General features: G+C 57.8%; 22 protein-coding genes. 15 read left to right on the top strand and 7 right to left on the bottom strand.

Annotation, left to right across the window (positions count from 1 at the left end; translation table 11 throughout):
* The first annotated feature begins 215 nt into the window (after positions 1 to 215).
* From O4G74_RS08985 to O4G74_RS09020, 8 genes are all read left to right on the top strand, one after another.
* Positions 216 to 569: a hypothetical protein gene (locus O4G74_RS08985; RefSeq protein ID WP_269402303.1), complete on the top strand. Its 354-nt coding sequence runs from the start codon at positions 216 to 218 to the stop codon at positions 567 to 569.
* A gap of 1 nt (position 570) precedes the next feature.
* Positions 571 to 1,440, top strand: a complete 870-nt coding sequence (locus O4G74_RS08990; protein ID WP_269402304.1) for a CsgG/HfaB family protein — start codon at positions 571 to 573, stop codon at positions 1,438 to 1,440.
* Positions 1,437 to 2,396, top strand: coding sequence for a hypothetical protein (locus O4G74_RS08995; RefSeq protein ID WP_269402305.1), 960 nt, complete (start codon positions 1,437 to 1,439; stop codon positions 2,394 to 2,396). The genes O4G74_RS08990 and O4G74_RS08995 overlap by 4 nt, the downstream gene beginning before the upstream one ends.
* Positions 2,397 to 2,480: 84 nt before the next feature.
* Positions 2,481 to 2,861, top strand: a complete 381-nt coding sequence (locus tag O4G74_RS09000; protein WP_269402306.1) for a response regulator — start codon at positions 2,481 to 2,483, stop codon at positions 2,859 to 2,861.
* Positions 2,858 to 3,634: a YaiO family outer membrane beta-barrel protein gene (locus O4G74_RS09005; RefSeq protein ID WP_269402307.1), complete on the top strand. Its 777-nt coding sequence runs from the start codon at positions 2,858 to 2,860 to the stop codon at positions 3,632 to 3,634. The genes O4G74_RS09000 and O4G74_RS09005 overlap by 4 nt, the downstream gene beginning before the upstream one ends.
* An 11-nt stretch (positions 3,635 to 3,645) precedes the next feature.
* Positions 3,646 to 3,804 carry a hypothetical protein gene (locus O4G74_RS09010; protein WP_269402308.1) on the top strand — a complete coding sequence of 53 codons (159 nt, stop codon included), beginning with the start codon at positions 3,646 to 3,648 and terminating at the stop codon, positions 3,802 to 3,804.
* A gap of 115 nt (positions 3,805 to 3,919) precedes the next feature.
* Complete coding sequence (locus O4G74_RS09015) at positions 3,920 to 4,333, top strand: hypothetical protein (protein WP_269402309.1); 414 nt, start codon at positions 3,920 to 3,922, stop codon at positions 4,331 to 4,333.
* The gene (locus tag O4G74_RS09020; protein ID WP_269402310.1) at positions 4,324 to 5,745 is read left to right on the top strand and encodes a glycosyltransferase family 2 protein; all 1,422 of its coding nucleotides are present in this window, start codon (positions 4,324 to 4,326) and stop codon (positions 5,743 to 5,745) included. The genes O4G74_RS09015 and O4G74_RS09020 overlap by 10 nt, the downstream gene beginning before the upstream one ends.
* 54 nt (positions 5,746 to 5,799) lie before the next feature.
* Here the strand turns inward: O4G74_RS09020 and O4G74_RS09025 are convergent, their stop codons facing one another.
* Positions 5,800 to 6,723 (bottom strand): AraC family transcriptional regulator, encoded by a 924-nt coding sequence (locus O4G74_RS09025; protein ID WP_419715381.1) that lies wholly within the window; start codon positions 6,721 to 6,723, stop codon positions 5,800 to 5,802.
* 167 nt (positions 6,724 to 6,890) lie between these two features.
* On the opposite strand from O4G74_RS09025, the gene O4G74_RS09030 reads away from it, so the two are divergent.
* Both O4G74_RS09030 and O4G74_RS09035 read left to right on the top strand, forming a co-directional pair.
* Entirely contained in the window at positions 6,891 to 7,847 is a 957-nt protein-coding gene (locus O4G74_RS09030; protein ID WP_269402312.1) for an SDR family oxidoreductase, read from the top strand.
* A 180-nt stretch (positions 7,848 to 8,027) separates the two neighbouring features.
* On the top strand, positions 8,028 to 8,978 hold the full coding sequence (locus O4G74_RS09035) for an alpha/beta hydrolase (protein ID WP_269402313.1): 951 nt from the start codon (positions 8,028 to 8,030) through the stop codon (positions 8,976 to 8,978).
* 36 nt (positions 8,979 to 9,014) lie between these two features.
* Here the strand turns inward: O4G74_RS09035 and O4G74_RS09040 are convergent, their stop codons facing one another.
* Positions 9,015 to 11,228 (bottom strand): TonB-dependent receptor, encoded by a 2,214-nt coding sequence (locus O4G74_RS09040; protein ID WP_269402314.1) that lies wholly within the window; start codon positions 11,226 to 11,228, stop codon positions 9,015 to 9,017.
* 210 nt (positions 11,229 to 11,438) lie between these two features.
* On the opposite strand from O4G74_RS09040, the gene O4G74_RS09045 reads away from it, so the two are divergent.
* The 4 genes from O4G74_RS09045 (at position 11,439) to O4G74_RS09060 (ending at position 17,564) form a co-directional block, all read left to right on the top strand.
* A complete protein-coding gene (locus O4G74_RS09045) occupies positions 11,439 to 13,196 on the top strand; it encodes an N-acyl-D-amino-acid deacylase family protein (protein WP_269402315.1) in 1,758 nt (585 codons plus the stop codon).
* 101 nt (positions 13,197 to 13,297) lie between these two features.
* Complete coding sequence (locus tag O4G74_RS09050) at positions 13,298 to 13,909, top strand: TetR/AcrR family transcriptional regulator (protein WP_269402316.1); 612 nt, start codon at positions 13,298 to 13,300, stop codon at positions 13,907 to 13,909.
* A 294-nt stretch (positions 13,910 to 14,203) separates the two neighbouring features.
* The gene (locus O4G74_RS09055) at positions 14,204 to 15,877 is read left to right on the top strand and encodes an arylsulfatase (protein ID WP_269402317.1); all 1,674 of its coding nucleotides are present in this window, start codon (positions 14,204 to 14,206) and stop codon (positions 15,875 to 15,877) included.
* A gap of 28 nt (positions 15,878 to 15,905) precedes the next feature.
* Positions 15,906 to 17,564, top strand: a complete 1,659-nt coding sequence (locus O4G74_RS09060) for a sulfatase (RefSeq protein ID WP_269402318.1) — start codon at positions 15,906 to 15,908, stop codon at positions 17,562 to 17,564.
* Here O4G74_RS09060 and O4G74_RS09065 read toward each other — a convergent pair.
* From O4G74_RS09065 to O4G74_RS09075, 3 genes are all read right to left on the bottom strand, one after another.
* Positions 17,561 to 18,187: a TetR/AcrR family transcriptional regulator gene (locus O4G74_RS09065; protein ID WP_269402319.1), complete on the bottom strand. Its 627-nt coding sequence runs from the start codon at positions 18,185 to 18,187 to the stop codon at positions 17,561 to 17,563. The genes O4G74_RS09060 and O4G74_RS09065 overlap by 4 nt on opposite strands.
* Before the next feature lie 19 nt (positions 18,188 to 18,206).
* On the bottom strand, positions 18,207 to 19,181 hold the full coding sequence (locus O4G74_RS09070) for an MBL fold metallo-hydrolase (protein WP_269402320.1): 975 nt from the start codon (positions 19,179 to 19,181) through the stop codon (positions 18,207 to 18,209).
* A 130-nt stretch (positions 19,182 to 19,311) separates the two neighbouring features.
* Positions 19,312 to 20,601, bottom strand: coding sequence for a DsbA family protein (locus O4G74_RS09075; protein ID WP_269402321.1), 1,290 nt, complete (start codon positions 20,599 to 20,601; stop codon positions 19,312 to 19,314).
* A gap of 119 nt (positions 20,602 to 20,720) precedes the next feature.
* Between O4G74_RS09075 and O4G74_RS09080 the strand changes: the two genes are divergently transcribed.
* Positions 20,721 to 21,641 carry a formylglycine-generating enzyme family protein gene (locus tag O4G74_RS09080; RefSeq protein WP_419715372.1) on the top strand — a complete coding sequence of 307 codons (921 nt, stop codon included), beginning with the start codon at positions 20,721 to 20,723 and terminating at the stop codon, positions 21,639 to 21,641.
* A 177-nt stretch (positions 21,642 to 21,818) separates the two neighbouring features.
* Here the strand turns inward: O4G74_RS09080 and O4G74_RS09085 are convergent, their stop codons facing one another.
* Positions 21,819 to 22,523, bottom strand: a complete 705-nt coding sequence (locus O4G74_RS09085) for an IS6 family transposase (protein WP_026180626.1) — start codon at positions 22,521 to 22,523, stop codon at positions 21,819 to 21,821.
* 122 nt (positions 22,524 to 22,645) lie between these two features.
* The gene (locus O4G74_RS09090) at positions 22,646 to 23,113 is read right to left on the bottom strand and encodes a MarR family winged helix-turn-helix transcriptional regulator (protein WP_147372394.1); all 468 of its coding nucleotides are present in this window, start codon (positions 23,111 to 23,113) and stop codon (positions 22,646 to 22,648) included.
* Positions 23,114 to 23,127 lie beyond the last annotated feature (14 nt).

The raw sequence follows: 23,127 nt of genomic DNA on the forward strand, positions 1-23,127 counted from the left end.
ATGCGAACGGCGCCAAGACAACCTGACCGTTCGGACAGGTAGGTTGCACCCCAGCCGCCTGATCATCTGCGTGTGCCCGTTCGGTTATGCGCCCTGACTGAACGGTCAGGTCTCCCTGCCCCTCTGCCTTCACCAACGTCCCGTCCGGTCAATATCGCCGGCCCGCTCTGCCTGCGATTGTCGTTTCAAGTTGAAAACGGCCCGAGGAGACAGGGATGCCGCTCGCCAGTATCATAATAGCCGCGCTTCAGGTGTCCGCACCGGTAAGCCTCGACAGCGGTTTCGCCATGAACCAGGCGATGACTTTCCAGCAGGATAGCAACGGCAATCGGGTCATCACATCGGGCGTGGGTCAGGTCTCCAACGCTTCGGCAGGTACCTCGTTGAGGGACCGCATGATGCCGAGCTGGGGCCGGACAGCGACTGTCGGTCAGGCAACCGCGCTCGGAAATCTTCTCAGCGTCACCGTCACCGGCAACAATAACACCGTCGTTCTCAACACCACCCAGATCAACCTTGGCAACCAGACCGCCATAATCGGCCAGGTCCCATCGGGATCGGGAGGCTGAGATGCACTGGATAAAAACCCTTTGCGTCGGCGCGTCCGGTCTCGCGCTCTTCGCCGCCACCGGATGTGCCAGCTTTCCCCGGGATGTGCATGACCGTCTGACCGAATCTACCGGAGCCAAGGTCACGGATAATTCGACCGCCTATTCGCCGCGCCTGGACTGCCTGCTCTTGGCAGCAGAGGAAGACCGCCCGCGCATCGCCGTCGGCGAAGTCGGTGACCTGACTGGACGCTTTTCGTCCCTTGAGGGCACAGTTGCCACGCAGGGGGCGGCCTTGATGGTTGTGTCGGCCCTCGCCCGTGCAGGTTTCCCACTGGCCGAACGGCTCGACACGCGCGTGGCGCAACTGGAACTGGAATACGCCAATAGCCGCCTCATCGGACCTGACGGAGAGCCGACAGAAGACTATCGGCGCGTCCTGGCCGGATCGATCGCTGGTAGCGATTACATGGTGCTGGGTGGCATTACAGAGCTGAACTTCAACCTTCATTCCGGTGTCACCGAAGCGCGCATCGGGCCGGTTGTCGGCGGTCGCCGTCACTATGCCATGACCGTAGGGCTGGATCTGCGGCTCGTCGATATCACTGACCTTCGGGTCATCAATGTCGTTAGCCAGAGCAAGGTGATCCGAGGTCACGAAATCCGCGCGGGCGTCTTTGAGTTCATCGGTGACACCACACTGGACATCGGCGTGGGCGAGCGCGTCCAGGAACCCATCCACACCGCCATCCGAACGATCGTCGAAAGCGCAGTTTTCGACCTCGTCTCAGGCCTTGCCGGCCCCGCCGCGCAAACCTGTTCCGCCGCAGGGACCGCCAATTCCGGCACCCCTGCCCCAATCCAGACCCTCAATTCGGGAGAAAACTCATGAAAAGGTCTGTTCTACTTGCCACCACAATGGTGGTCCTTTCCGGTCCTGCGGCCCTGGCCCAAACGACCGATCCTCTTATCGATGTCGACCTGGGCATTGGCGACGTCGCCGACGCCACCGTCGATGTTGGCGGCGACAGCCTGATCGACGCCGATGTCGATCTGGGCGGTAGCGATCTTCTCGACACCACGGTTGACTTGGGCGGCGATAGCCTGCTCGATGCCGATCTCGGCCTCGGCGGAACCAGCGACACCGTGAACGATGCTGTCGATTACGCCAACGGGCAGACGAATTCCGGTAATCAGGATTCTTATCTGAACCTAGTGGCTGCCACGGTTGACGACATCACTGGCACCTCAGCAGCAATCGGCAATTCCTACTCGCTCGATACGGCCGCCAATGTCGCAGCTGACCTCACTCAGGGGAATGAAGGCAACGCGACGGCTGACGCCGATGCCGTTCTCTCGGCAATCGATACTGCCGCCATAACCTCGGCAGCTATTGGAAACACGGCTTCGGTCGGATCTATCTCATCTCTGACCGACATGACTGTCGACCAGAACAACCTCGGTAACATGACTGCGGATCTCACCGGCAACACCTCCGATGTGACCGAAGTCAGCATGACGGCAGCCTCCATTGGCAACTCGCTGTCAGTCGAAGTGCCGGGTGGCAGCTCCATCGCAGCAGCCCAGCGCAATTCCGGTACGATGGTCGCAGAACTCAACGGCTCACTCGCCGGTTTCTCCGACGCAACCGTAACTGCGGCTTCGATCGGCAATTCCTACAGCCTGACCAGTCTGAACAGCGCCATTGCTGGCAACGTCTCGAGCTCGGTCAATCAGTGGAATTCGGCCGGTCAACTGGCCGTGCTCAATACGACGATCGGTTATGGCGCCGATGCTGCTGCTACGGCCGCAGCTATCGGAAACTCCGTCAGCATCAACGTCAATTGAGCCCGGGAAAGATGCCGGGCCACCCCCCAGTCACTCCCCAGGCCCGGCATCTTTCAATTCACAAAAGTCAAAGGAGGACAGGTCATGAGACCCATTCTAGTTGTCCAGAACGAGCCATTGATGACGACATTGCTTTGTCATCGTCTGACCATGAATGGCCACTCGGTACTTACCGCGATCGACGGCCGCTCTGGTCTGGATCTGAGTGGCTGGGCACGCCCAAAACTGATCCTTGTCGACATGCTTCTGCCCGACATGCGCGGTCTGGAAGTCCTGATGCGTCTCAAGCGTGAAGCGGCGACGGCGAATGTGCCTGTCATGATGCTGCTGCCCTATGCGCATGAGGGCGATACGGTCGCCGCGTTGGAGGCGGGTGCCCATGACTGCCTGGTCAAGCCGATCCAGCCACGGGAGCTCGTCGCCCGCATTGCGTCGACGCTGTCGCGTCAGAAGATTGCGGCATGACTATCAGGCTCTGCATTCTCGCTGGCCTCGGACTGGCTGGATTACTGGCGCCTTGCGCCGCAGCCCGGCCAGCTCCGAGCTGGACTGCCGATATTGCGATCGAGCATGCAGAGCTTCGGCGGACAACTCTCGAGGACTGGTCGGGGGCCGCTCTCCAGCTTGGCCGTCGCACCGAAACAGGCCGCCTCGTCTGGGCGCGCGCTGAGTGGTCGCAACGATTTGGCGCCCAGGACTCCTTTCTTCAGCTTGGCCTACAGGACCAATTTGCCGGAGGCGTAGGATCGCTGGCGATCGGCAGTGCGTTTGGCGGCGATTTCCGGGAAGATCTAGACGTCCGTCTCGCCTGGACCCGTCCGGCCTGGCGTCCTGATCAGGGGCCCGGCGGCCTCGATCTCGACTTGACAGCCCGCATTGCAGACTACGGCGACGGAGCAGTCACGGTACTCGCCCCAGGCCTGGTCCACTATCTACGTGACCGCGACGCATGGCTGTCAGTCTCTCCCATACTCGTCCGGGGCTCTGAAGGGCGCTGGGAAAGCGGGCTGGCGGTGCGCGGGGACGTTGGTCTCGATGCGAACTGGCGTCTGCGAGGCGGCGCAAGCTTCGCGCCCGAGGTGGAAGCAGGCAAAGTCGCATGGACGCGCGGCTTAGAGATCGGCGCCCGCAGAAAATTTGGACCTGATCGGGAATTGGGCTGGACCGTGACGCATGTCGACCGGTCAGGCAGCTATGCACGCACAGGGCTGACCCTTTCGCTGCGCCAACGCTTTTAGGGAACAGGAACATGCACTCACTCGAATGGATATGGATAGCAGCCGCAGCGTTCGGCGCGACCGGTCTTGGCCTGGTGGCCTCTGCCGCAATCATTGTTCTGTTCGAGCGTTGGCGGGCCCCCGTGCGCGCCAGCGTGGATGCCTACCGCACTGCGTGCGTGCTTGCTTGATCATGTTGCCGCTGGCGCGCCCCTACCGACGATCAGAAGCCGGCGCTCAGCTCATGCATGGCAACAAGTAGCTGTGAGGCTCTCAGAAATGCTGGCGGGCGTGGAGGGCGAGGCTATGGGAAAGCTGGCTGAACGTTTTGGTGCGCTTTCACCATCGAAACGTCACCCCATGCGGCCATCATCAAAAAGAGAGATGCTCAAACCGGATATTGCTCTGGAAGACCTGGACCAGATGGCCAGCGTCAGTCTGGCGGCAGATCGTAGGCGCGCGCTGCGCTTACTTGTTGCCCGTGGTCATCCCGATGCCAGCAATACTTTCATTTGCGCCCTGGACGATCTTGATGCTGAATGTCGATGCCTCGGACTGGCCGGTCTGGCCGACTTGCGCGTTTCGACTGCCGCTGACCGCATCGCGGACATGATCGACGACCCTTCCTGGCGCGTACGGGAAGCCGCCCGGCGGGCGCGTCAGCTCATCTCAGCACAACCATCGCAAACCAGCCCGTCAGGAGTGATCCAATGGATCTGATTACATCGATTTTTGTCTGGCCTGATTTTACCTTTCCGGTCACCTTCCTCATTCTTGCGAGCGCCCTTTTTCAGGACACGCTCTATGCGGTGCTGATTGCGATTTCAGGCTTCACCTTGATGCGCCGCCAGTTTGAACCCAATGCACACCGTCTTGTGCGCAAGATCGGGCGCGATACCCCGCGGGTCAGCATTCTTGCACCCGCCTACAACGAGGCTGCGACAGTCGTCGATTGCACGCGGGCCCTGTTGCGTCAGAATCATTCCAACTACGAAGTCATCGTCATCAATGATGGCTCGTCAGACGAGACGCTGGCTTACCTGCGCGCGGCATTCAAGCTCGAACCAGCGGAGCGTGAATGCTCGGACAGGCTGAATTTTGCTTGCGTTCGTGGCATCTATCACGCTCCCGGTCCCGTACCGCTCTGGGTCATTGATAAGGAGAATGGCGGCAAGGCGGATGCTTTGAATGCCGGTATCGCTTATGCTTCAGGCGAACTTTTCTGTGCGATCGATGCCGATTCCCTGCTGGAATCCGATGCATTGATCCGCACCAGTCAGCCTTTCATAGACAATCCGGATACCGTAGCCGTTGCGGGTACAGTGCGGGTCGCCAACGGGTGCCGGCTACGCGAGGGGGCTGTGGCCGAAGCAGGTCTGCCACGGCGTTTCTTGCCTCTTATTCAGTCTCTCGAGTACCTGCGCGCATTTCTCGTCGCACGATTTGCCCTGAGTGAACTTGGTGCGCTGATGATCGTATCAGGGGCTTTCGGCATGTTCGACCGCTCCCGGGTTGTCGATGTCGGCGGTTACGATCTGCGCACGGTAGGCGAAGATGCAGAGCTGATCGTCCGCCTCCATCGTGATGGCCGCGATGGCGACCGCCCGGCTGCTGTCCGCTTCATCCCGGAACCGGTCTGCTGGACTCAAGTGCCAGAACGCCTTTCGGACCTCGCCAGCCAACGCCGGCGCTGGCAGCGGGGCGCGCTCGAAACGCTTTGGCGGCATCGCGACGCCGCCTTGCGACCCGGATACGGCGTGCCCGGAACACTCGGTCTTGGAAGCATGATCGTCATCGACGTCATCGGCCCTGCCCTCGAAGTATTGGGTTACACCCTTGCCCTTCTTCTGGCTGCGACAGGTCATATTGCCTGGAGCTGGTTCATCGCATTGTTTGTCCTGGTTTCCAGCTTCGGCTTTCTGCTTTCTGCGTCAGCGATCTTGCTACAGGAGGTCGAGCTGCGCCGCACGGGCTCCCTGAAGGCTGTCGGACTGCTGCTACTGGCTGCAGTCATCGAGAACTTTGGCTACCGCCAGCTCAGCAATGTCTGGCGATGTGGCGGAACGATCGACTTCCTCATGGGTCGTCACGAATGGGGGCAGATCAAACGCCGCGCCTTCGAAACATCCTGAAGCGATAGCGCGGCAGGTATTGAACCCTTTCTGCAGACGGCTGCCCAAACGGTTTCATCGTGCCGGTTGCATGATCGATCCTGGGAGCGGCGAAGCCTGCTGCACCGCTGTTTTGGTCGAGCGGCCCCATTCCTTCGGCGATTGTCCATACATACGCTTGAATTCCCGGCTGAATTGGGACGAGCTATGATAGCCCACGTCCCAAGCTGCTTCGGACGCGGTTTCTCCATCAGCTATCTTCATAGCAGCGCGGTTCAGGCGCATCGACTTCACGAACTGGATCGGTGACATCGTTGTTGCTTCCTTGAACCGTCGATGAAAGGCGGCGCGGCTCATCCCCGCATGATCGGCCAAGCGGTCGATGGTGACCTGCTCATTCAGATGAGCGGACAGGTAATCGATGGTGCGCGCGATCTCATTGCCGACACTGAATGCACTTCGGGCAGCAGCACCTGCTTCGCCCTTCAGGACCGCATAGTACAGCTCCCGCAAGCGCCCGGGACCCAGAACAGCGGTATCGACCGGGCTGTCAAGCAATTCCAGAAGTCGCAGGAGTGCTTCGGTGAAACCAGTGTCCCAACGGGCTAGCGCCAAGGCCGAAGCTGCGCCTTGAAGCCGCCTGCTGCCAGAAATGGAGGTCTCCATCTCCATCGCAAGTTCCCGCATTACGCTCGGATCCAGCGCAATCATCACGCCTAGCAACGGCTCATCTGCTGACGCCTGCGGCGCACCTGCCTCTACAGGTACGATCATCGGGCACAACAGGTATTGGTGACTGCCATAAATGTGTTTCTGGCCGTCCAATACAGCTTCCTTCCTGCCGCTGAGGATGGCCACGATGGTGGGCTCGTATACCGCGGGCGCGCACGGAACGGGCTCAGTAACCCTGAAGAGCTGCACGCCCTTTAGCGCAGTATCTACGAGGCCAGCCGTCGGGAGGCATCGTTCGACGAGGTGTTTGATGTGCGGCATGGTCATAGCCGCAAGCTGGCAGGGAATTCGTCTATTTACAACAAGACTGAGATAATCAGGCAAGCAAAAGAGACGATTTCGTCTGTTTCGAGAGCCGTAAAAAGACTATCCAGCACTCCTCAACACACCAACACCCCGTCAGATTGCCAGCCCGAGCTGGCTGGAGAGACAGAATGGCAGACACGACATTCGGACCGAAAGGCTGGACGCCCCGACGCATCGGCGACCTTTACGGGAAAACCTACCTGATCACCGGCGCAAACTCGGGCGTAGGCTTTCAGGCGACGCGGACACTGCTGAAGAAAAACGCGAAGGTGGTGATGCTCAACCGTTCGGCGGAGAAATCGAGAGCTGCCATTGATGAGCTGAAACAGGAGTTCGGCCCGTCCGCCGAAATCGACTTCGTGCGCATGGACCTTGCCAATCTCGATAGCGTCCGCGATGCGGCAGCCAAAGTGCTGAAAACGGTGCCGCAGATCGATGCGCTGGTCTGCAATGCCGCCATTGCGCAGGTTCCGGCCCGGAAGATGACTGTGGACGGCTTTGAAAGTCAGCTTGGCACCAATCACTATGGTCATTTCCTGCTGAGCGGTCTGCTGTTCGACCGGGTCGCGAAAAGCAACGGTCGCGTCGTGGTTGTCGCCAGCCTCGGCTATAATATGGGCCTCAGGACCATCAAATTCGACGACATGAATTGGGATGAAGACTACACCCCGAATGACGCATATTCGCAGTCCAAACTGGCCCAGATGATGTTCGCATACGAGTTGCAGGATCGATTGGAGGCTGCTGGGCGAACAGAGGTCAAGGTGTTCGTTTGCCATCCCGGCGCCTCGGCCACCTCTTTGATTAGCACGAACGGGAACCGCGTTACGCGAATGATCTGGTGGCTGATGACAAAGACACCGGTGGTGCAGACCGCCGAACAAGGATCATATCCCGAGCTGATGTGCGCGACCGAAGGTGACCTGACTGAGCAGCGTGCGCTCTACGGTCCGACCGGCACCAGGGAGTATGTCGGACCAGTTGGCAAGGGCACGCTGCACGCCCACGCCTACGACAAAGCGGCGATGACACGTCTATGGACTGTCTCTGAAGAGGCCGTTGGGTTCCGCTGGCGCCTTCAGTAATCTCGGACTGCTCGTAACATAAGGCAAAGCTGGTCAGTGCCAGCTCGCTCACCATCCGAGTGCGCCGGTACGTTTCGCTTTCGATAAGAAGGTGCGGATGAGGCAAGGAAACTGTTATCCTTGCCGGAATGCTATTTATCTACTTTCGACAATGGGAAGCTTGTGATGCCGAGGACCAAAATGAGCGTTGAAGACATTCACCCGGACCTACAGCAAGCATTCAGGCGGATGCCCAATGTCTCGCTCAGAAGCCCGCTTCCACGTATATTCATGAAAGCAATCATGTCGGTGTCTTATCGCGCTCAGGCCGATGATGAGGTCGCCAGGCATACGCATAGGTTCAGCAACTTCAGCGTTCGTGTCTACCAACCAAAAGGGCCGACTGCAGGAGCGGGAATACTTTTCATCCATGGCGGCGGCTACGTCCTGGGTAACGCAAAGATGAACGACGCGACTTGCAATGCTTACGTCAAGGATCTCGGGGTGACCGTCGTTTCAGTGGATTACAGGCTGGCGCCAAAACATCCATACCCAGCTCCCCTGGACGATTGTTACGAAGCCTGGCGATGGCTCGTGGATAACGCTCCATCGTACCGCGTTGATCCATCGAGAATAATCGTTGCCGGACAGAGCGCGGGAGGAGGACTCGCGGCCGCTCTGTGCCAGCGCATCCTTGATGAGGGCGGGCTACAGCCTGTTGCTCAGCTTCTCTATTACCCCATGATCGACGACCGGACAGCACTCGATAAATCACTGACTAAAGTTCGGCATCTGGCATGGAATAATGAGAGTAATTTCTACGGCTGGTCATCCTATCTCGGCAGTGAGCCGGGACAGTCTATAGGCGAGCGGGCCTGGGCGGTGCCGTCTCGCCGAGAGGATCTGACGGGTTTACCTCCTGCCTGGATAGGTGTGGGCGACAAAGACCTTTTTTATCACGAAGATCTCGCATACGCCGCGCAACTCAAGCGATGCGGCGTAGATACCGATCTCGAAGTTGTTGAGGGGTGCCCACACGGCTTCGACGCGGTCGCTCCCGACGCCGAAATTTCTCAACGGTTCCGGAATTCGTCGCTACGATTTTTGCGCTCGCATATTGCCGAAAAGAAAGCCGACCCGGCACGCGAATAGCGCTCCGGGTCGGTCAAGTCGGCTGGGAGGACCGGCTTAGAACCTTGCTGAAACCGAGAGGCCGGCCGTGCGGGGGGCCGAATGTATGCCTATAAATCCGCCGCTAGATGCCAGATAACTGCCATTGTTCAAAACGACTTCATCGGTGGCATTGTTTACGAAGGCGCGCAGCCGATAGTTGCCCGACGCATCGGTGAGCGTCGCCGACAGGTTCACCATAGTGTACTCCGGCTGGCGAAGTTCAGGGTAGTCAATAAATGCGAGCTTATAGTCCGACGAATGGAAGACATCGCCTCGGAGGAGTATGCCCCCTATCGCATTGGAACGTATCGGAATGTTCCATTCAGCACCGAGATTGGCGGTGAATTCAGGCGCTCGAATGAGTTCTTCGCCCGCAAGGCTGACTTGCGGTGCGCCGGGCAAAGCCTGGTCGGTAGTTACGAGATCCGTATATTCCGTATCGAGAAATGACACGCCGAGATTGATGGAAACGTTCTCATTGACCGCGTAGTAAAGTTCGCCTTCAAGCCCGCGCAGTTCTGCATCGCCGCTTTCCACGAGCGTTGTCGAAGGTGGAACGGTTATCGTTGCCTGCAGGTCGGTGTAGTCATACGAAAAAACGGCAGCGTTTGCAGTGAGGTTGCCGTTCAACCACTGCGTCTTCAAGCCAAGTTCGAAGGCATCAAGCTGCTCGCTGTTGAATTGCTGTGGCAGGCTGAGCTGATGGCCTCCCGACTTGATGCCCTGCTGCCAGCTCGCATAGATGTTCGCATTCTCAGAGACATCAAACTGAACGCCGACTTTCGGCAAGACGTCGTCAGTATCGATATTTCCTGCCGGCGAAGGCGCGCCGAAGAATGCAAACTCCTTCTCCTCAGCATTGAATCTCAATCCAGCATTCAGCCGAAGACGGTCGGTTACGGCATAAGTCACGTCGGTGAAGACGGCATATGACTCCGTAGTCTCTTTCAGGTCGCCCGCCATGACCTCAAGTTTTGGAAGTGCTGGAACGCCGAATAGAAATCCGGGAAATTCCACGGGCAGCGTAAGCTCGAAATCCTCGTGAAAGTAGTAAGCGCCGACCAGCCAGTCCAACCGGCCATATTCACCATAAAGATTAAACTCTTGGCTCAATGATTCAGAGGGGCGACTAGAATTGACCAGATGGGCAAAGAAAAAGTCGGTCCCATCCGCGTCGAAAGAGTTTACAATCTTATGATCGACATAGCCCGTGACGGAGCGGAACGCCACGTCATCAGATATATCCCAATCAACACGTGCAGCGGCAATGGTCGTTTCAACCGAAGACGAATTATCGCCGTCTGCGAGAAGCTTGTTGGGAACAGTCGTGAAGTTTGCGTTCGTCATGAACAGATTGGCTGTTCCCGTCACGACCGTTGGTTCAGAGACAACTGACTGCCAACCGAAATCTCCCGTGTCTTCCTCGTGCTGAACCGCAAGGTTGATGGTAAGGTCAGATGATGGCTCGACTTTCAGAGCCGCGCGTGCGTGCCACAGATCCTGCCCACCAAGGTTTTGCCCCGTGTTCAGGACATCGACATATCCATCCTGTTCCTGGAGCCCGCCGCTCAGTCTGAACGATACGCCGTCCGCAATCGGACCTGAAACATAAGCGTCGACGCCCTGGCCATTCCGTTCCTTGAAGGTTGCGATAACGCCGCCTTCAAATGTGTCACTTGGCCCCCGCGACACGTAGTTGATCGCGCCGCCGGTTGCATTGCGCCCATAGAGGGTTCCTTGCGGCCCCCGAAGAACTTCCACCCGCTCCAGATCTACCTGTCTCAGAAGCGCCATCGTGGGCCTCGGCAGGAATACGCCGTCGACGTAAGTGGCGACGGACGGTTCAGCCACGCCTGAATCGACTGTTGTCCCTATTCCCCGAATTGTGACGAACGTATTCTTGCCAAACTTGCCGAAGGATAAATTCGGGATTTGAAGCGCCAGGCTTTCAACATCCTCTACGCCGCGGGTGTCGAGATCGTCCCCACCCACCTGGGAGACAGAAGCGGGAATATCCTGAATACTTTGCTCTCGTTTGGTCGCAGTGACTGTGACGGTTTTCTGCCGGTACTCGGCACCCTCGCTAACATCAGATTGCGCCGAAGCCGGCGCTGCTACAGGCAGTAGCGCCGACATTGCGACAAGCGTGAGCACATAGCCCGACGCTTCGCGTTTTCTTCTGAGCGCACGGAAACGGCTTCCGCGACGGACGTCGCAACTATTGAACATTTCTATCCTCCCACATGGGCATGCTGTTTTCATTTTTTGCCCAGAATGACATAGGAAACAGAATCTGTAACTTGTGTCAATAATGAGGTGACAAAGTCTACGTTTTGTGTCACCCCAAAGCGATCAGGTGTCCCTGGCAGAACTCTGCCATCGCACCAAATTATCCAATAAACCGTTGAACTTACGGGATAATTCAAGGAGGAGACTGGCATGACCGCGTTTGATCTTGTGATCGCTGGAGGATTTATAGCCGATGGAACGGGAAGCCCCGGTTGCTACGGCGACGTCGGAATCGTGGGCGATGAGATAGTCGCTGTCGGTGACCTTAGAGGGCGAAGTGCGAAGCGGACAATCGACGCGATAGGCAAGATCGTGGCACCCGGATTTGTAACTCAGCACACACATTACGACGCCGCGCTCTTTTGGGATCCCTACTGTCTCGATGCCGGAAGAAACGGCGTCACAACCGTCGTCAATGCAAACTGTGGCTTTGGCGTGGCACCTGTTAGAAATCAGGACCGCGACCGAATTATGGGAATGCTTGAAACGACCGAGCAGATCCCTGTCGCGCATCAGAAGGCGGCGCTACCTTGGGATTGGGAATCGTTTCCCGACTTCATGGATCGGATTCGCTCGCTTCCCAAAGGCGTGAACGTTCTTACCTTCTTGCCTCTCAATCCACTCCTTGTTTACGTGATGGGCGTCGATGCGGCCAAAACGAGAGGCCCGAACCCGGGTGAGCTTGCCGAGATCCACGGGCTGATTAACGATGCCATGGACGCCGGAGCTATCGGGATTTCCATGTCGGTGATGGGCGCTGAAGGCAATTCACATGTCGATATGGACGGCAGTCCAATGCCCACCGATCTTCTGGACCAAGACGACATTCTCAACATCTGCCGGGCTGTGGTGGATCGGGGCGAAGGCGTCATCCAGATGCTGCCGCAAATCATGTATTATGGCGACAGGACCATCACCGAACGCGTCGCCGAAATGGCGAAGGGCACACGCGTGCGTGTCATACACGCAGTGTTTTTGACGCACGATGCTGTTCCTCAAGTAGTGTCCGAAGACCTTGCCTGGCTTGATTCCCTACGCGCCGCAGGATGCGACGTCACCGCTGGTGCTCTGGTCAATCGCGCCTGGGTGGAAGCTGGCCTGCAGGAGTTGGATTCGGCTGCCGGCCAATTGCCCGCTGTCCGCGAAATCATAGGCTGTAATAGCCAAGAGGAAGTGCTGCGGCTTATCGACGACCCACAATTCGTGCGCCGTTTCGAAGAACAGTACGCGTCTATGGGGGCCGCAAGCGGCGCTGCCGGGTTAGAAGGCCAGACCATTATCGCAGTCGGCTCAAATCCCGAGCTGCAAAGGTATCTCGGATTGACCTTCGCTGAAGTTGGTAAGGAGTTGGGCTGCAGCGCTGTTGCGGCGATGCTGCAGTTGGGCCTGCAATCCGATTTGGCTCTGCAGATGAAGTCGCCGCCAATCGCGTCAACCAAGCCGGATCAAGCTGTGCGCCTCATGGCGAACCCTGCAGTCGTTGCGGGCGGTTCCGATGGTGGCGCGCATACCAAAGCATTTGGAATGGGACATTACGCAACAGACTTGCTGATATGGTTGGTGCGAGAGGAAAAGCTTAAAACCGTTGAGGAAATGCATTTCCAGCTCAGCCTGAAACACGCTCGTTCAGTGGGAATCAAAAATCGCGGCGCCCTACTTTCCGGCTTCAAGGCCGATATACTGATCTACGATCTCGATCGCCTATACTTCGACATGAACAAGTATGAGGTCGTTCACGATATGCCAGGAGGCGACTGGCGCCGGCAGGCCAAGGCTGGCGGATATGACGTGATCATCGTGAATGGTACGATCACCCATGAAAACGACAAACCCACTGGCATGACGCCAGGCTCGTTTGATCGGGTCACGTCTGCGAATGGCTTCTCGGAGGTCAGAGCTGCAGTTTAGGTCCGACAAATAAGGGGCGTTACAGTCACTCGGACTACCGTTATGTACCGGGCACCAGATAAGCGAAACAGCACATTCAGAACGCGATACCAGGTTAATGCATGGCGGGAACAACTTCCACAGAAGACGAGAATTCCAGCATCGAAGAGTCCCGGACACTCGTAGTCGAAGCTGCACTGAGATGCTTCAAGCGGCTCGGTCCGCAGAAAACCTCGATGAGCGACATCGCTCACGATGCTGGGATATCTCGCAAAACGATCTATCGCCTTTTCAATGATCGTCCCACACTGGTGAATGAAGTGCTCTTCAAGCTGCTTCGCGGTATGAGCTCGAAGGCGAAGAAGGCGCTGGAAAAGTACTCAAACTTCAAGGATGCCATTATTGAGGGCTCGATTGAGCACATCAAGATCGGGCAAAAAGAAGAGCTTTTGCAAGCCATCGTGAAGACCGAAACCAATTACATGGTCGAACATTTTCTCGTTCAGGGAAACGAGAAAATTCGAAACGAGATGGTGAAAATCTGGTCTCCGATATTCCAGTTAGGCCGAAGCGAAGGTCTCCTTCGGACAGACCTGTCGGACGATCGATTGGCAGAGTTGATCCAGAATGTGCATTCACTCGCTCGGATTCGCGAAGATCGAACCGATGAAGCGCAACGGGCCTTTCTTGAAGACCTTCTCTGGGCAGCAATAACAAATCGCCGGCCCGACTAAGATTGCGGAATATAAAGAGTTTTCGACGCGTAATGGTTTACCCGAACTCTTCCAGACGCTGACCGGTTCAACCTGTCGGCCCAATCGACGGGGTCCGGGAAAATCCAGCTCGCTTGCACCCAAAACTTATGACATTATACATGCCACAATGTTGCGGGAGTCGGAGGGCGCAGTTTGGTTATACGTTGGGCGATCGTTTTTCTGGTATCGGCTTGTCTTCTCCTAAGATGTTCAGCCGCGGCTCAGTCTGTCCCCGCATCTGAAAACCATGATCCAGCACAACCGCCCAATTTCGTGATCCTGCTGATTGATGACGCTGCCTTCATGGATCTCGGCATTTATGGCGGCGAGGCATCGACACCAAACATTGATGCGCTGGCCCGCAGCGGGGTCATGTTCACCCGCTACTATACTTCACCACTTTGCGCGCCGTCGCGCGCCATGCTGCTGACCGGGGTCGACAATCATCGCACAGGCGTGGCCACAATCCCGGAAGTTCTGCCGCGCGAGCATGTCGGGCAGCCCGGCTATACGATGTCACTTGAACCGGGCGTGATGACGGTTGCCGCCCGGCTTCAGTCGCAGGGCTACCGCACGCTGATGACCGGCAAATGGCATCTTGGCAGCGACGAAGGTGAGCTGCCTTCCGATCACGGGTTCGACCGCTCTTTCGCGCTCGACGCCTCAGGCGCGGACAATTGGGACGACAAGTCCTACATGCCCTATTATCGCGACGCCCCGTGGTATGAAGACGGCCAGCCCGCCACCCTTCCAGACGATTTTTATTCCTCGGAATTCATTGTCGACAAGATGATCGACTATCTGTCCGAAACGGAGATCTCTCAGCCATTTTTCGCCTTTCTGGGCTTCCAGGCCGTCCACATTCCGGTTCAGGCACCCGCCGAGATCACGGCACGCTATCGCGAAACTTATGCGGGCGGCTGGCAGGAGCTGAGGGAGTCGCGCTGGCAAAAGGCAAAAGCGCTTGACCTCATCCCCGCCGCTGCCCCGCTCGCCCCACTACCTGAAGGCATGCGGCGCTGGGAAGATCTCAGCGACGAAGACAGGGAGGTTTACGCTGCCCGAATGGCGGTCAACGCCGCCATGCTCGAAGCGATGGACCTTCATATTGGCCGGCTGGTCGAACACCTCAAAGCGACCGGCGATTATGACAATACGGTCTTCCTCGTTACCTCGGACAATGGACCGGAGCCGAGCCGCGGCGACAATGACTGGCGCCTGACGCTCTGGATGAAACTGAATGGCTACCATCTTGATGTCGATGGCATCGGCGAAGAGGGAAGCTGGGGTTTCATCGGACCGGAATTTGCCATGGCGGCGGCTTCGCCCGGCAATCTGTTCAAGTTCCACGGAGCGGAAGGCGGCATACATGTCCCAATGATCATGTCGGGGCCGAACCTGCCGCAAAACATTCGCCAGGACGCACTCGTCCAGGTCACGGACATCGCGCCCACCTTTCTCGGAATGGCAGGCGTGGAAAGCGAAACCGCAGGCGCTGTTGCCATGACAGGCCGCAGTCTGATGCCGCTCCTCACTGGGGAAACAGAGGCCGTATATGGACCCGATGATCCGGTTGCGATCGAAGTGTCCGGCAATTCAGCCCTTATCCGGGACAATTACAAGATCACCCGCAATCAGCGCCCATGGGGCGACGCTAAATGGCGGCTTTACGATCTGGCAAACGATCCGGGCGAGGTAAACGACTTAGCTGCTGAGCGGCCAGAGCTGATGGCGAGCATGCTGGCCGCCTATGACGCCTATGGCTCAGCGGTTGGCGTTCTCGACGTGCCCGAAGGGTACGATAGTCACGCTATTATCACTCGCAAGACGCAGATGCGGCAGCTGCGCATCTACTGGTGGGTGCCGGCCCTGCTCTTCCTTATGCTCATTGCCGCTTTCTGGGGCGGGGTACGCCTCATCATGCGCGCGCGCCGACCCCGTCCCTGACTGACCCGCTCACAGAAAGCCTCAGCCCATGTGGAAGAAGATCGTTCTAGGTGCCTTGATCGTGGTTCTGGGTGGGCTTGGACTAGCCTGGCTCAATCGTGAAGCCGTCATCCTCTTCATCGCAGCTCACACCGGAAAGCAGGCGGTCGCTGAAAACCGTCAGGTAGATTGGCAGCAAGGTCCTGTCGAAGGGACAACCAGCCCGCTGACGCGCGCGCCCAATGTCATATTCATTCTCGCCGACGATCTTGGCTATAATGACATTTCGACCTTTGGCGGCGGTGTCGCAGGCGGCGCAATTCAGACACCCAATATAGACCGGCTGGCCCGTGAAGGTGTTATCTTCACCAACGCCTATTCAGGCACGGCAAGCTGCGCGCCTTCGCGGGCGATGCTGATGACAGGACGCTATCCGACCCGGACGGGTTTCGAGTTCACCCCAACGCCGAACGGAATGGGACGTGTCATTTCATTCGTGTCCCGTTCCCATGAAAGCGGCATTCCGCCAATCGAATGGAGTGAAGCCGCCGCAGCGACGTCACCCCCGTTCGAGGAACAGGGACTTCCCGGCTCTGAAGTAACGCTTGCCGAGGTGCTAGGTGATGCAGGCTATCACACAGTCCATATCGGCAAATGGCATCTGGGACGCGGGCCTGAATTTGGGCCGAATGCGCAGGGCTTTGATGAAAGCCTTCTCATGGCAAGTGGCCTTTACCTGCCCGAGAATGATCCAGGCGTTGTCAATGCGAGGCTCAATTTCGATCCGGTCGACAAATTTCTCTGGGCCAAAATGCAGTACGCCGCCAGCTATAACGAAAGCGACTGGTTTGAGCCGGGTGGCTATCTCACCGATTACTGGACGCAGGAAGCGCAGTCAGTCATCCGCGCCAATCGCAACAGGCCATTTTTTCTTTATCTTGCCCATTGGGGAGTTCACACCCCGCTCCAGGCGACCCGGGAAGACTATGAGGCGGTCGGCGACATCCAGCCACATCGTCTTCGCGTCTATGCCGCCATGATCCGCGCCCTTGATCGCAGCGTCGGAAACATCCTCCACACACTGGACGAAGAGGGGCTCGCCGAAAACACGATCGTCATCTTCTCAAGCGACAATGGGGGCCCCGGCTATATCGGCCTGCCTGATATCAATGCCCCCTATCGGGGCTGGAAACTCACCCTGTTTGAAGGCGGTATTCGCGTCCCCCTTTTCATGAGGTGGCCGGCCCGGATAGACGCAGCCCGAGAGGTTTCAGCGCCCGCCGCCCATATCGACCTCCTGCCAACGATTGCATCAGCCTGCGGCGCGCCGCTCCCCGAGGGGGTTGAGATTGATGGCAGGGATCTGTTGAGCGTGGCGACAGGTGAGGCAGAGCCAGCTGCAGGCGACCCCATATTCTGGCAAAGCGCTTATTATCGGGGCGTTAGGCGCGGTGACTGGAAACTTCAGGTCAGTCAGCGCCCTCACAAGGTCTGGCTATACGACCTCTCCAGTGATCCGACAGAGCAGATCAATATCGCCAGTGAACGCCCGGAGATTGTGGCGGATCTGGCGGCTCTGCTTGACGCCCACCAGCAAGCCGCGCGTGAGCCCCTCTATCCATTCACACTCGAAGGACCTGTCGCGGTGGACCAGACCCTGGCGGAAAAACTGGAACCCGGCGCCGACGTCATCTATTGGCCCAACTAGGCCGGGCCATCGATGTCTTTCAGGAGCTTGCTCGCTGAATGAATCAGCACTTCCTTGGCCTGATGCGCTGAAAGCTCCTGATCCTGACGCAGCCGGCGCCAGGCATGAAAGCCTGTCAGCAATTCCAGCGCGCCAAGCAGAATCTCATCTTCAGCGACGCTCGCTGGCAGGATCCCCTTGAGGCCTGCCCGTTCCATCACCAGAAAACGGCGATAGGCATAACCGAGCTGTGGCGAAGCAAATCGCCGAAGGCTTGATGCGACCTTGAGCGGCATGATCCGTTCGTAAATCTTCGCGCGCCGTTCGATCAGCTCGATAACCCGCTCGCGCCAGGTTTCAGTTGTCCAGGGCGTCATCACCACAGGCAGGATTTCTGCCTCCAGCCGTTCGGCCATCTCACGATAGAGCCCGTCCATATCTTCGAAGTGGCGAAAGACGGTCCGAAGACCGACGCCGGCTTCTTCTGCGACCCTTGCCGCGCTCGGGTCCATGTCTCCACTTTCGACAAGGGCAAACAGGGCATCGACGATCTGCGCCCGGCTACGCTGACTGCGGGCCTTGCGGCCATCATCTGGTTCACCTGCCTGCACGATCTTCAAATCAGGTTTGTTTTTCTCAGCCATTCTCGCAGCTCCGGAGGTCTCAATTGAGCAGATTGCGCCGGACGATCCGGTCACTTTTTGCGGGCAGGCTGATCATCAGGCCATCCTCACCAATCTCCATTTTTCCATCAAACTTGTCGCCCGCGCCGTCAAGAAAGGCTGGATAGAGCATCGGCATTGGAAGCGGCGGCACAATATGAGTGAGGACAAGCGCCTCGACGTCCGCCGCCTGCGCGGTCTCAGCCGCTTCAGACGGGCTCGCATGATAGTCGAGTATATCGCTGAAAATCCTGGAGAGTTCAGCATCGCCATTTCTGGCTGCAGCTGCTGACATGACTGCGACCATCTCCCGGTTCAGGGCTTCGTGAATGAGAAGGTCGCTTCCTTTGGCTACCTCGGTCACGGCGTCGCTCCTGACCGTGTCTCCACTGATCGTGACGGCCCTACCCTTATAGTCGATCCGGTAGCCAAAGGCCGGCTCAACAGGCTCATGATTGACGAGGAATGCCTGCACGCGCACGCCACCCTCTGAAAACACCGTCACTGCACCGTCCGAAGGTAACGAAATCTCGGTCACTTCAGCGCCGAATCCCGAGGGGTTTGCAACAGCTATCCCATGATGCGCCGTCCTGTATCCCGCATCGGTCCGGTAGGCTGACATAAATCCATTCGCCACAACGCCCGTCCCCTCCGGCCCGGATATCTGGACTGGCGTCGTACGGGACCCGGCGATCCAGGCCTGCAGCATCATCTCGCCGAGACCGTCGATATGGTCCGAATGCAGGTGGGTGAGAAAGACCCTATCGGTCTCTCCAACCGGAAAGCCCATCCGCATGAGTTTGCGCAAGCTGCCGGAGCCGGTATCGAAAACGAGCGCTTTATCGCCCGCCAGAATACCGAGACACGGCCCGGCGCGCTCTGGATCCGGGAGCGGCGAACCCGTGCCGCAGAAATAGACGTGAAGGCCGTCTTCCAGCGTGGCGGTCTGATCAAGGCCAACCAGCCTGCCTGCCATTCGCTCAAAGACTGAAGCTCCAATTCTCGCCTGAAAAACCTTGAAGGTCCCCCCCGTCAAAACGAGCAATAAAATCAGGCCAACGACGCTGCGTAGAATCCATTTCATCAGCTTCCCCCTATCTTGGAAATCATGACCCGACCGTAGAAAGCGAGGCTTTCATGGCGTCCTCGATCACCCACAACCGGTCCTGTCCCCAGGCAGAAACCTCTCCGAAACGGTAGCTCGGCACACCCCACAGGCCGCGCGACATCATCTCGCGTCGATTGTCTTCCGCCTCCGCTTTCCAATGGTCATTTCCAATCAGAGGTCTGGCCTCGCCCCAGTCCAGACCAGCGCGCTCAGTTATGATGCGCAGACCCTTATCGGTGCCAGCATCAATGCCCTCGGCCCAGACACCGCTCAAAAAACTTTCAGTGAACGCAAAGCCCCGGCCCTGATCAATGGCCCAAGGCAAAATCGAATACCCGCGTTCGACTGGTTCTCCAACGGGATCGCAGATCCTTCCGAAAGGCACTGAAAGTCGGCGCGCTTCCCGAGCTGCGTCCTGAATGATGTACCGTCCCTTCGCGCGCGGCACCTGCATGCCCCGCATGACCATGGGAAGGACGAACCGAAGCTTCAGATTCGCCCCATAGGCATCGGCAAGCGCTTTCACACGGCGCGCGGAAATCGCGGTGTAGGGGCTGCGAAAGGACAGATAGAAGTGTAGATCTGGCGCGTTTTTGAAACCTCCGCCAATGGGCTCGTTAACGACCGCCGGCGGCGCAAAAATAAAGCTATCCGGCGCCTGCTCAGACGCAGCGCCCTTTTCTCTCAGACGCGCCTCAAGGTAGTGGAGACGGTCGATGCCCCAGTACCATTCACCCCCATAGTGGAACGTCGCTCCAAGATAGTGACCAAGCTCATCGCGAAGCCTGTCACCTTCCTCAAACAACAATATGGGATTCAGCGACTGGTCCGGTGCACTGCCTGATCCGGTCCAGAGCCATTTGCCAATCGGCGCCGCAGCGGCCGCAAACTGGCCGTCATTGATGGCAGCGGCGAGCGCCCCGCTGGCTGTTTCTAATGCCTCTTTCGAGGGCTGTCGGCCAGGATCCATGAAGCTTAGCCCTGCTTTCCGCGCGAGGCGAGCCGCGTCGATACGGGAATAGTCAATCAGCCTCTGGCGGTCCGGTGCGGCCCAGCCTGGCGGAGGCGAAACAAGGTGAGACTTGAAGACAATATTGTAGCGCTCACACAGGCCGTTCAGAACCTGCGACGTCAGATAGGAATAAGGGTCTGCAGTATCGTGAAAATAGTCGACCGTCCTCATAAGGCCCTTTCTCTTACGCCGACTTTCAACAACGGCGCGTCGGCGATCGAGCCTGCCCTTGCTGGTTAGATAGCCCGTCACGATTGGTGAAATAATACCCTTCAAAGACACGTGATGATTGATCTCCTCTTCGCTCCCAATTATTATTTGGCATGCATAGTGTCAATTTTATTCCAGATTGCCCGTCTACCGGTATGAACAGGAAAATTCGCCTCGCTTCTTGCATGTCCGGACTTGCCTGCCTGGGATTTGCAGCCTGCAGTCCAGCAGAGAATTTGCCCGCCGCACCAGCCAATCGATGCCCTCTTCCTCCCGCCGGCAGTTTCGTTTCGATAGAAGGCGGCACCTTTCTCATGGGATCAGACACTGGCTACCGCGAGGAAGCGCCCCAACGCCCTCAAACTGTCAGCAGCTTTGCGATGGAGGTAACCGAAGTCACGAACGCGCAATTTGCCGATTTCGTGGCCGAAACCGGATACGTGACCAGCGCCGAACGCGCCCCTGACCCAGCCCTCTTGCCCGCCAGTGCCCCTGCACGCTTCAGAAAACCCGGGGCAGCGGTGTTTACTCTCCCGAAGGGAGCGGGGCCCGGCCATTGGAGCTATGTGCCGGGGGCGAGCTGGCGGCGACCTGAAGGTCCAGGCAGCACCATTGAAGGCAAGCCGAACGAACCGGTTGTTCAAGTCTCTTATGAAGACGCTGAGGCCTTTGCCAGCTGGAAGGGCGCCCGTCTGCCCACAGAGGCCGAGTGGGAATATGCCGCGCGCGCTGGCCGGTCGCCGACGACCTATGAATGGGGCGATGATCCGCCGACGGCAGAGGTCCCGCAAGCGAACACCTGGCAGGGTATTTTCCCAATCTCCGATACAGCCGCTGACGGGTTCCAGGGGCGCGCGCCGGTGGGATGCTATGCGCCCAACTCCTGGGGGCTTTACGATATGTCCGGCAATGTCTGGGAATGGACCGCCAGCCCCTATAGCCAGATCGCGCAGGGCCCGGACACGGTGATGACCATCAAGGGCGGATCATATCTCTGCGCAGACAATTTCTGCCGCCGCTATCGCCCGCCTGCCCGCCAGGGACAGGAAGCCAGCCTTCCCTCAAACCATATCGGTTTTCGCATCGTCATGGGTAAGGCGCCTTGAGTTGTTCATAGGAATTCTGGCGGCCGGCGCGCCTGATAAGCCTCATAGGGAGAGTAAATCCCCGAAAACTTCGGACTATTCGTCGACGTCGATTTCGTGCGGGTTCTCGGGAAACTGGCTGGCGGTGCTGTCAGTCTAATGCGAACCCGTCTCCAGCATCGCTAGCCGCACGCTGCCCTATCCAACCACAAGTTGGCGCCATTCGAGAAGGGCAGCGTCGCGTCGTAATTTGAAAGTCTGGCGGTGGTTGATGTGGCGCTCGAGGTTAAAGTGATTATGGAACGAGGCGTGCGTCGAAGCGAATTTCTGCAGGTTCGACATTCGCCTGAATCTCAACATTGCTCGCTCTCGTCGCCGCAATGGCAAGTGGCTCTTCTCGGCGCGGTTGTTCAAATGGCGACCAACCTCCTGGCGATCGATATTTCCGATTTCCTTCACCGCTGCACCATAGGGTCTCAGCCGGTCTGTCACGACTGTCCGCGGCGCACCGTATCGCTTCATCGTTTTCTTGAAAAACCTCAAAGCCGCTGATTTATCTCTAGTTTTGGTGACGTAGCTTTCTAGAACTTCGCCCTCATGGTCGATGGCTCGCCAGAGGTAATGCGTCTCTCCGTTGTTCTTCACGAACACCTCGTCCAGGTGCCACTGCCATTGCGTGATTTGGCGCAAGTAGCTGGCGCGGCGAATGCGGATCTTGCCGGCAAACATCGGACCGAACCTATCGACCCAGAGCCGCACGCTCTCATGGCAGACGTCAATTCCACGCTCATGAAGGAGGTCTTCTACATTGCGCAGAGAAAGCGGAAATCGGACGTACATCATGACCGCAAGTTGGATGATCTCGGGCGACGTTTTGAAATAGCGAAATGGATTTCGGGGCATGAAGCAATCCTAGCCGCGTCGCCCTACCCACTCAATCGCCCGGTTCTCCTGACAATGCCCGTAATTCAGGAGCGGTAGCAGCAGGCCAGCCGTCCGAATCACGGGCTGGGTCAGATTGAACGTCAGCTAGCCAGGTTTTGTCTAATGACCTGGATCACTGATGACGCTGCCTCAATTTGCTCTTGAGACAGACCGCCAAAGGCATTGTTAGCAACACTTTCGGCGAGGCGCGCGATCTCTTCTGATCTCGCCAACGCAAACTCTGTCGGCACCACTCGCCAAATACGACGATCCTGCGTGTCAGCCTCACGCGTTACGTAGCCCGATTTCTCCAACTGATCGATCAGTGTGCCAACAGATGGACGGGCAACTTCTAATGCCTCGGCAAGTTGGGTTTGAGAAGCTGCCTTCAGCCTGAGTACGTAAATCAAGGCGTGCCACTGTGACCGCGTTAAGTCCAGCCGCTTCATTTCCTGATCAAAGGCCGCTCGCAACAAGCGAGTAACTTCTGCCAGCAAAAAGCTGAGATTCACTCGCTCATCATCCCCCATACGTCCGACAAAGCTATTTTCGGCAGTTGGAATTTTCAAAATATCATTCCGAT

The organism is Henriciella marina (assembly GCF_027213945.1).
Taxonomy (GTDB): Bacteria; Pseudomonadota; Alphaproteobacteria; order Caulobacterales; family Hyphomonadaceae; genus Henriciella; species Henriciella marina_A.

What these genes read in the sequence shown, in the direction of transcription:
- O4G74_RS08985 (WP_269402303.1), top strand. Translation starts at nt 216, where the DNA reads ATGCCGCTCGCCAGTATCATAATAGCCGCGCTTCAGGTGTCCGCACCG.
- O4G74_RS08990 (WP_269402304.1), top strand. Translation starts at nt 571, where the DNA reads ATGCACTGGATAAAAACCCTTTGCGTCGGCGCGTCCGGTCTCGCGCTC.
- O4G74_RS08995 (WP_269402305.1), top strand. Translation starts at nt 1,437, where the DNA reads ATGAAAAGGTCTGTTCTACTTGCCACCACAATGGTGGTCCTTTCCGGT.
- O4G74_RS09000 (WP_269402306.1), top strand. Translation starts at nt 2,481, where the DNA reads ATGAGACCCATTCTAGTTGTCCAGAACGAGCCATTGATGACGACATTG.
- O4G74_RS09005 (WP_269402307.1), top strand. Translation starts at nt 2,858, where the DNA reads ATGACTATCAGGCTCTGCATTCTCGCTGGCCTCGGACTGGCTGGATTA.
- O4G74_RS09010 (WP_269402308.1), top strand. Translation starts at nt 3,646, where the DNA reads ATGCACTCACTCGAATGGATATGGATAGCAGCCGCAGCGTTCGGCGCG.
- O4G74_RS09015 (WP_269402309.1), top strand. Translation starts at nt 3,920, where the DNA reads ATGGGAAAGCTGGCTGAACGTTTTGGTGCGCTTTCACCATCGAAACGT.
- O4G74_RS09020 (WP_269402310.1), top strand. Translation starts at nt 4,324, where the DNA reads ATGGATCTGATTACATCGATTTTTGTCTGGCCTGATTTTACCTTTCCG.
- O4G74_RS09025 (WP_419715381.1), bottom strand. Translation starts at nt 6,723, where the DNA reads ATGACCATGCCGCACATCAAACACCTCGTCGAACGATGCCTCCCGACG.
- O4G74_RS09030 (WP_269402312.1), top strand. Translation starts at nt 6,891, where the DNA reads ATGGCAGACACGACATTCGGACCGAAAGGCTGGACGCCCCGACGCATC.
- O4G74_RS09035 (WP_269402313.1), top strand. Translation starts at nt 8,028, where the DNA reads ATGAGCGTTGAAGACATTCACCCGGACCTACAGCAAGCATTCAGGCGG.
- O4G74_RS09040 (WP_269402314.1), bottom strand. Translation starts at nt 11,228, where the DNA reads ATGTTCAATAGTTGCGACGTCCGTCGCGGAAGCCGTTTCCGTGCGCTC.
- O4G74_RS09045 (WP_269402315.1), top strand. Translation starts at nt 11,439, where the DNA reads ATGACCGCGTTTGATCTTGTGATCGCTGGAGGATTTATAGCCGATGGA.
- O4G74_RS09050 (WP_269402316.1), top strand. Translation starts at nt 13,298, where the DNA reads ATGGCGGGAACAACTTCCACAGAAGACGAGAATTCCAGCATCGAAGAG.
- O4G74_RS09060 (WP_269402318.1), top strand. Translation starts at nt 15,906, where the DNA reads ATGTGGAAGAAGATCGTTCTAGGTGCCTTGATCGTGGTTCTGGGTGGG.
- O4G74_RS09065 (WP_269402319.1), bottom strand. Translation starts at nt 18,187, where the DNA reads ATGGCTGAGAAAAACAAACCTGATTTGAAGATCGTGCAGGCAGGTGAA.
- O4G74_RS09070 (WP_269402320.1), bottom strand. Translation starts at nt 19,181, where the DNA reads ATGGCAGGCAGGCTGGTTGGCCTTGATCAGACCGCCACGCTGGAAGAC.
- O4G74_RS09080 (WP_419715372.1), top strand. Translation starts at nt 20,721, where the DNA reads ATGTCCGGACTTGCCTGCCTGGGATTTGCAGCCTGCAGTCCAGCAGAG.
- O4G74_RS09085 (WP_026180626.1), bottom strand. Translation starts at nt 22,523, where the DNA reads ATGCCCCGAAATCCATTTCGCTATTTCAAAACGTCGCCCGAGATCATC.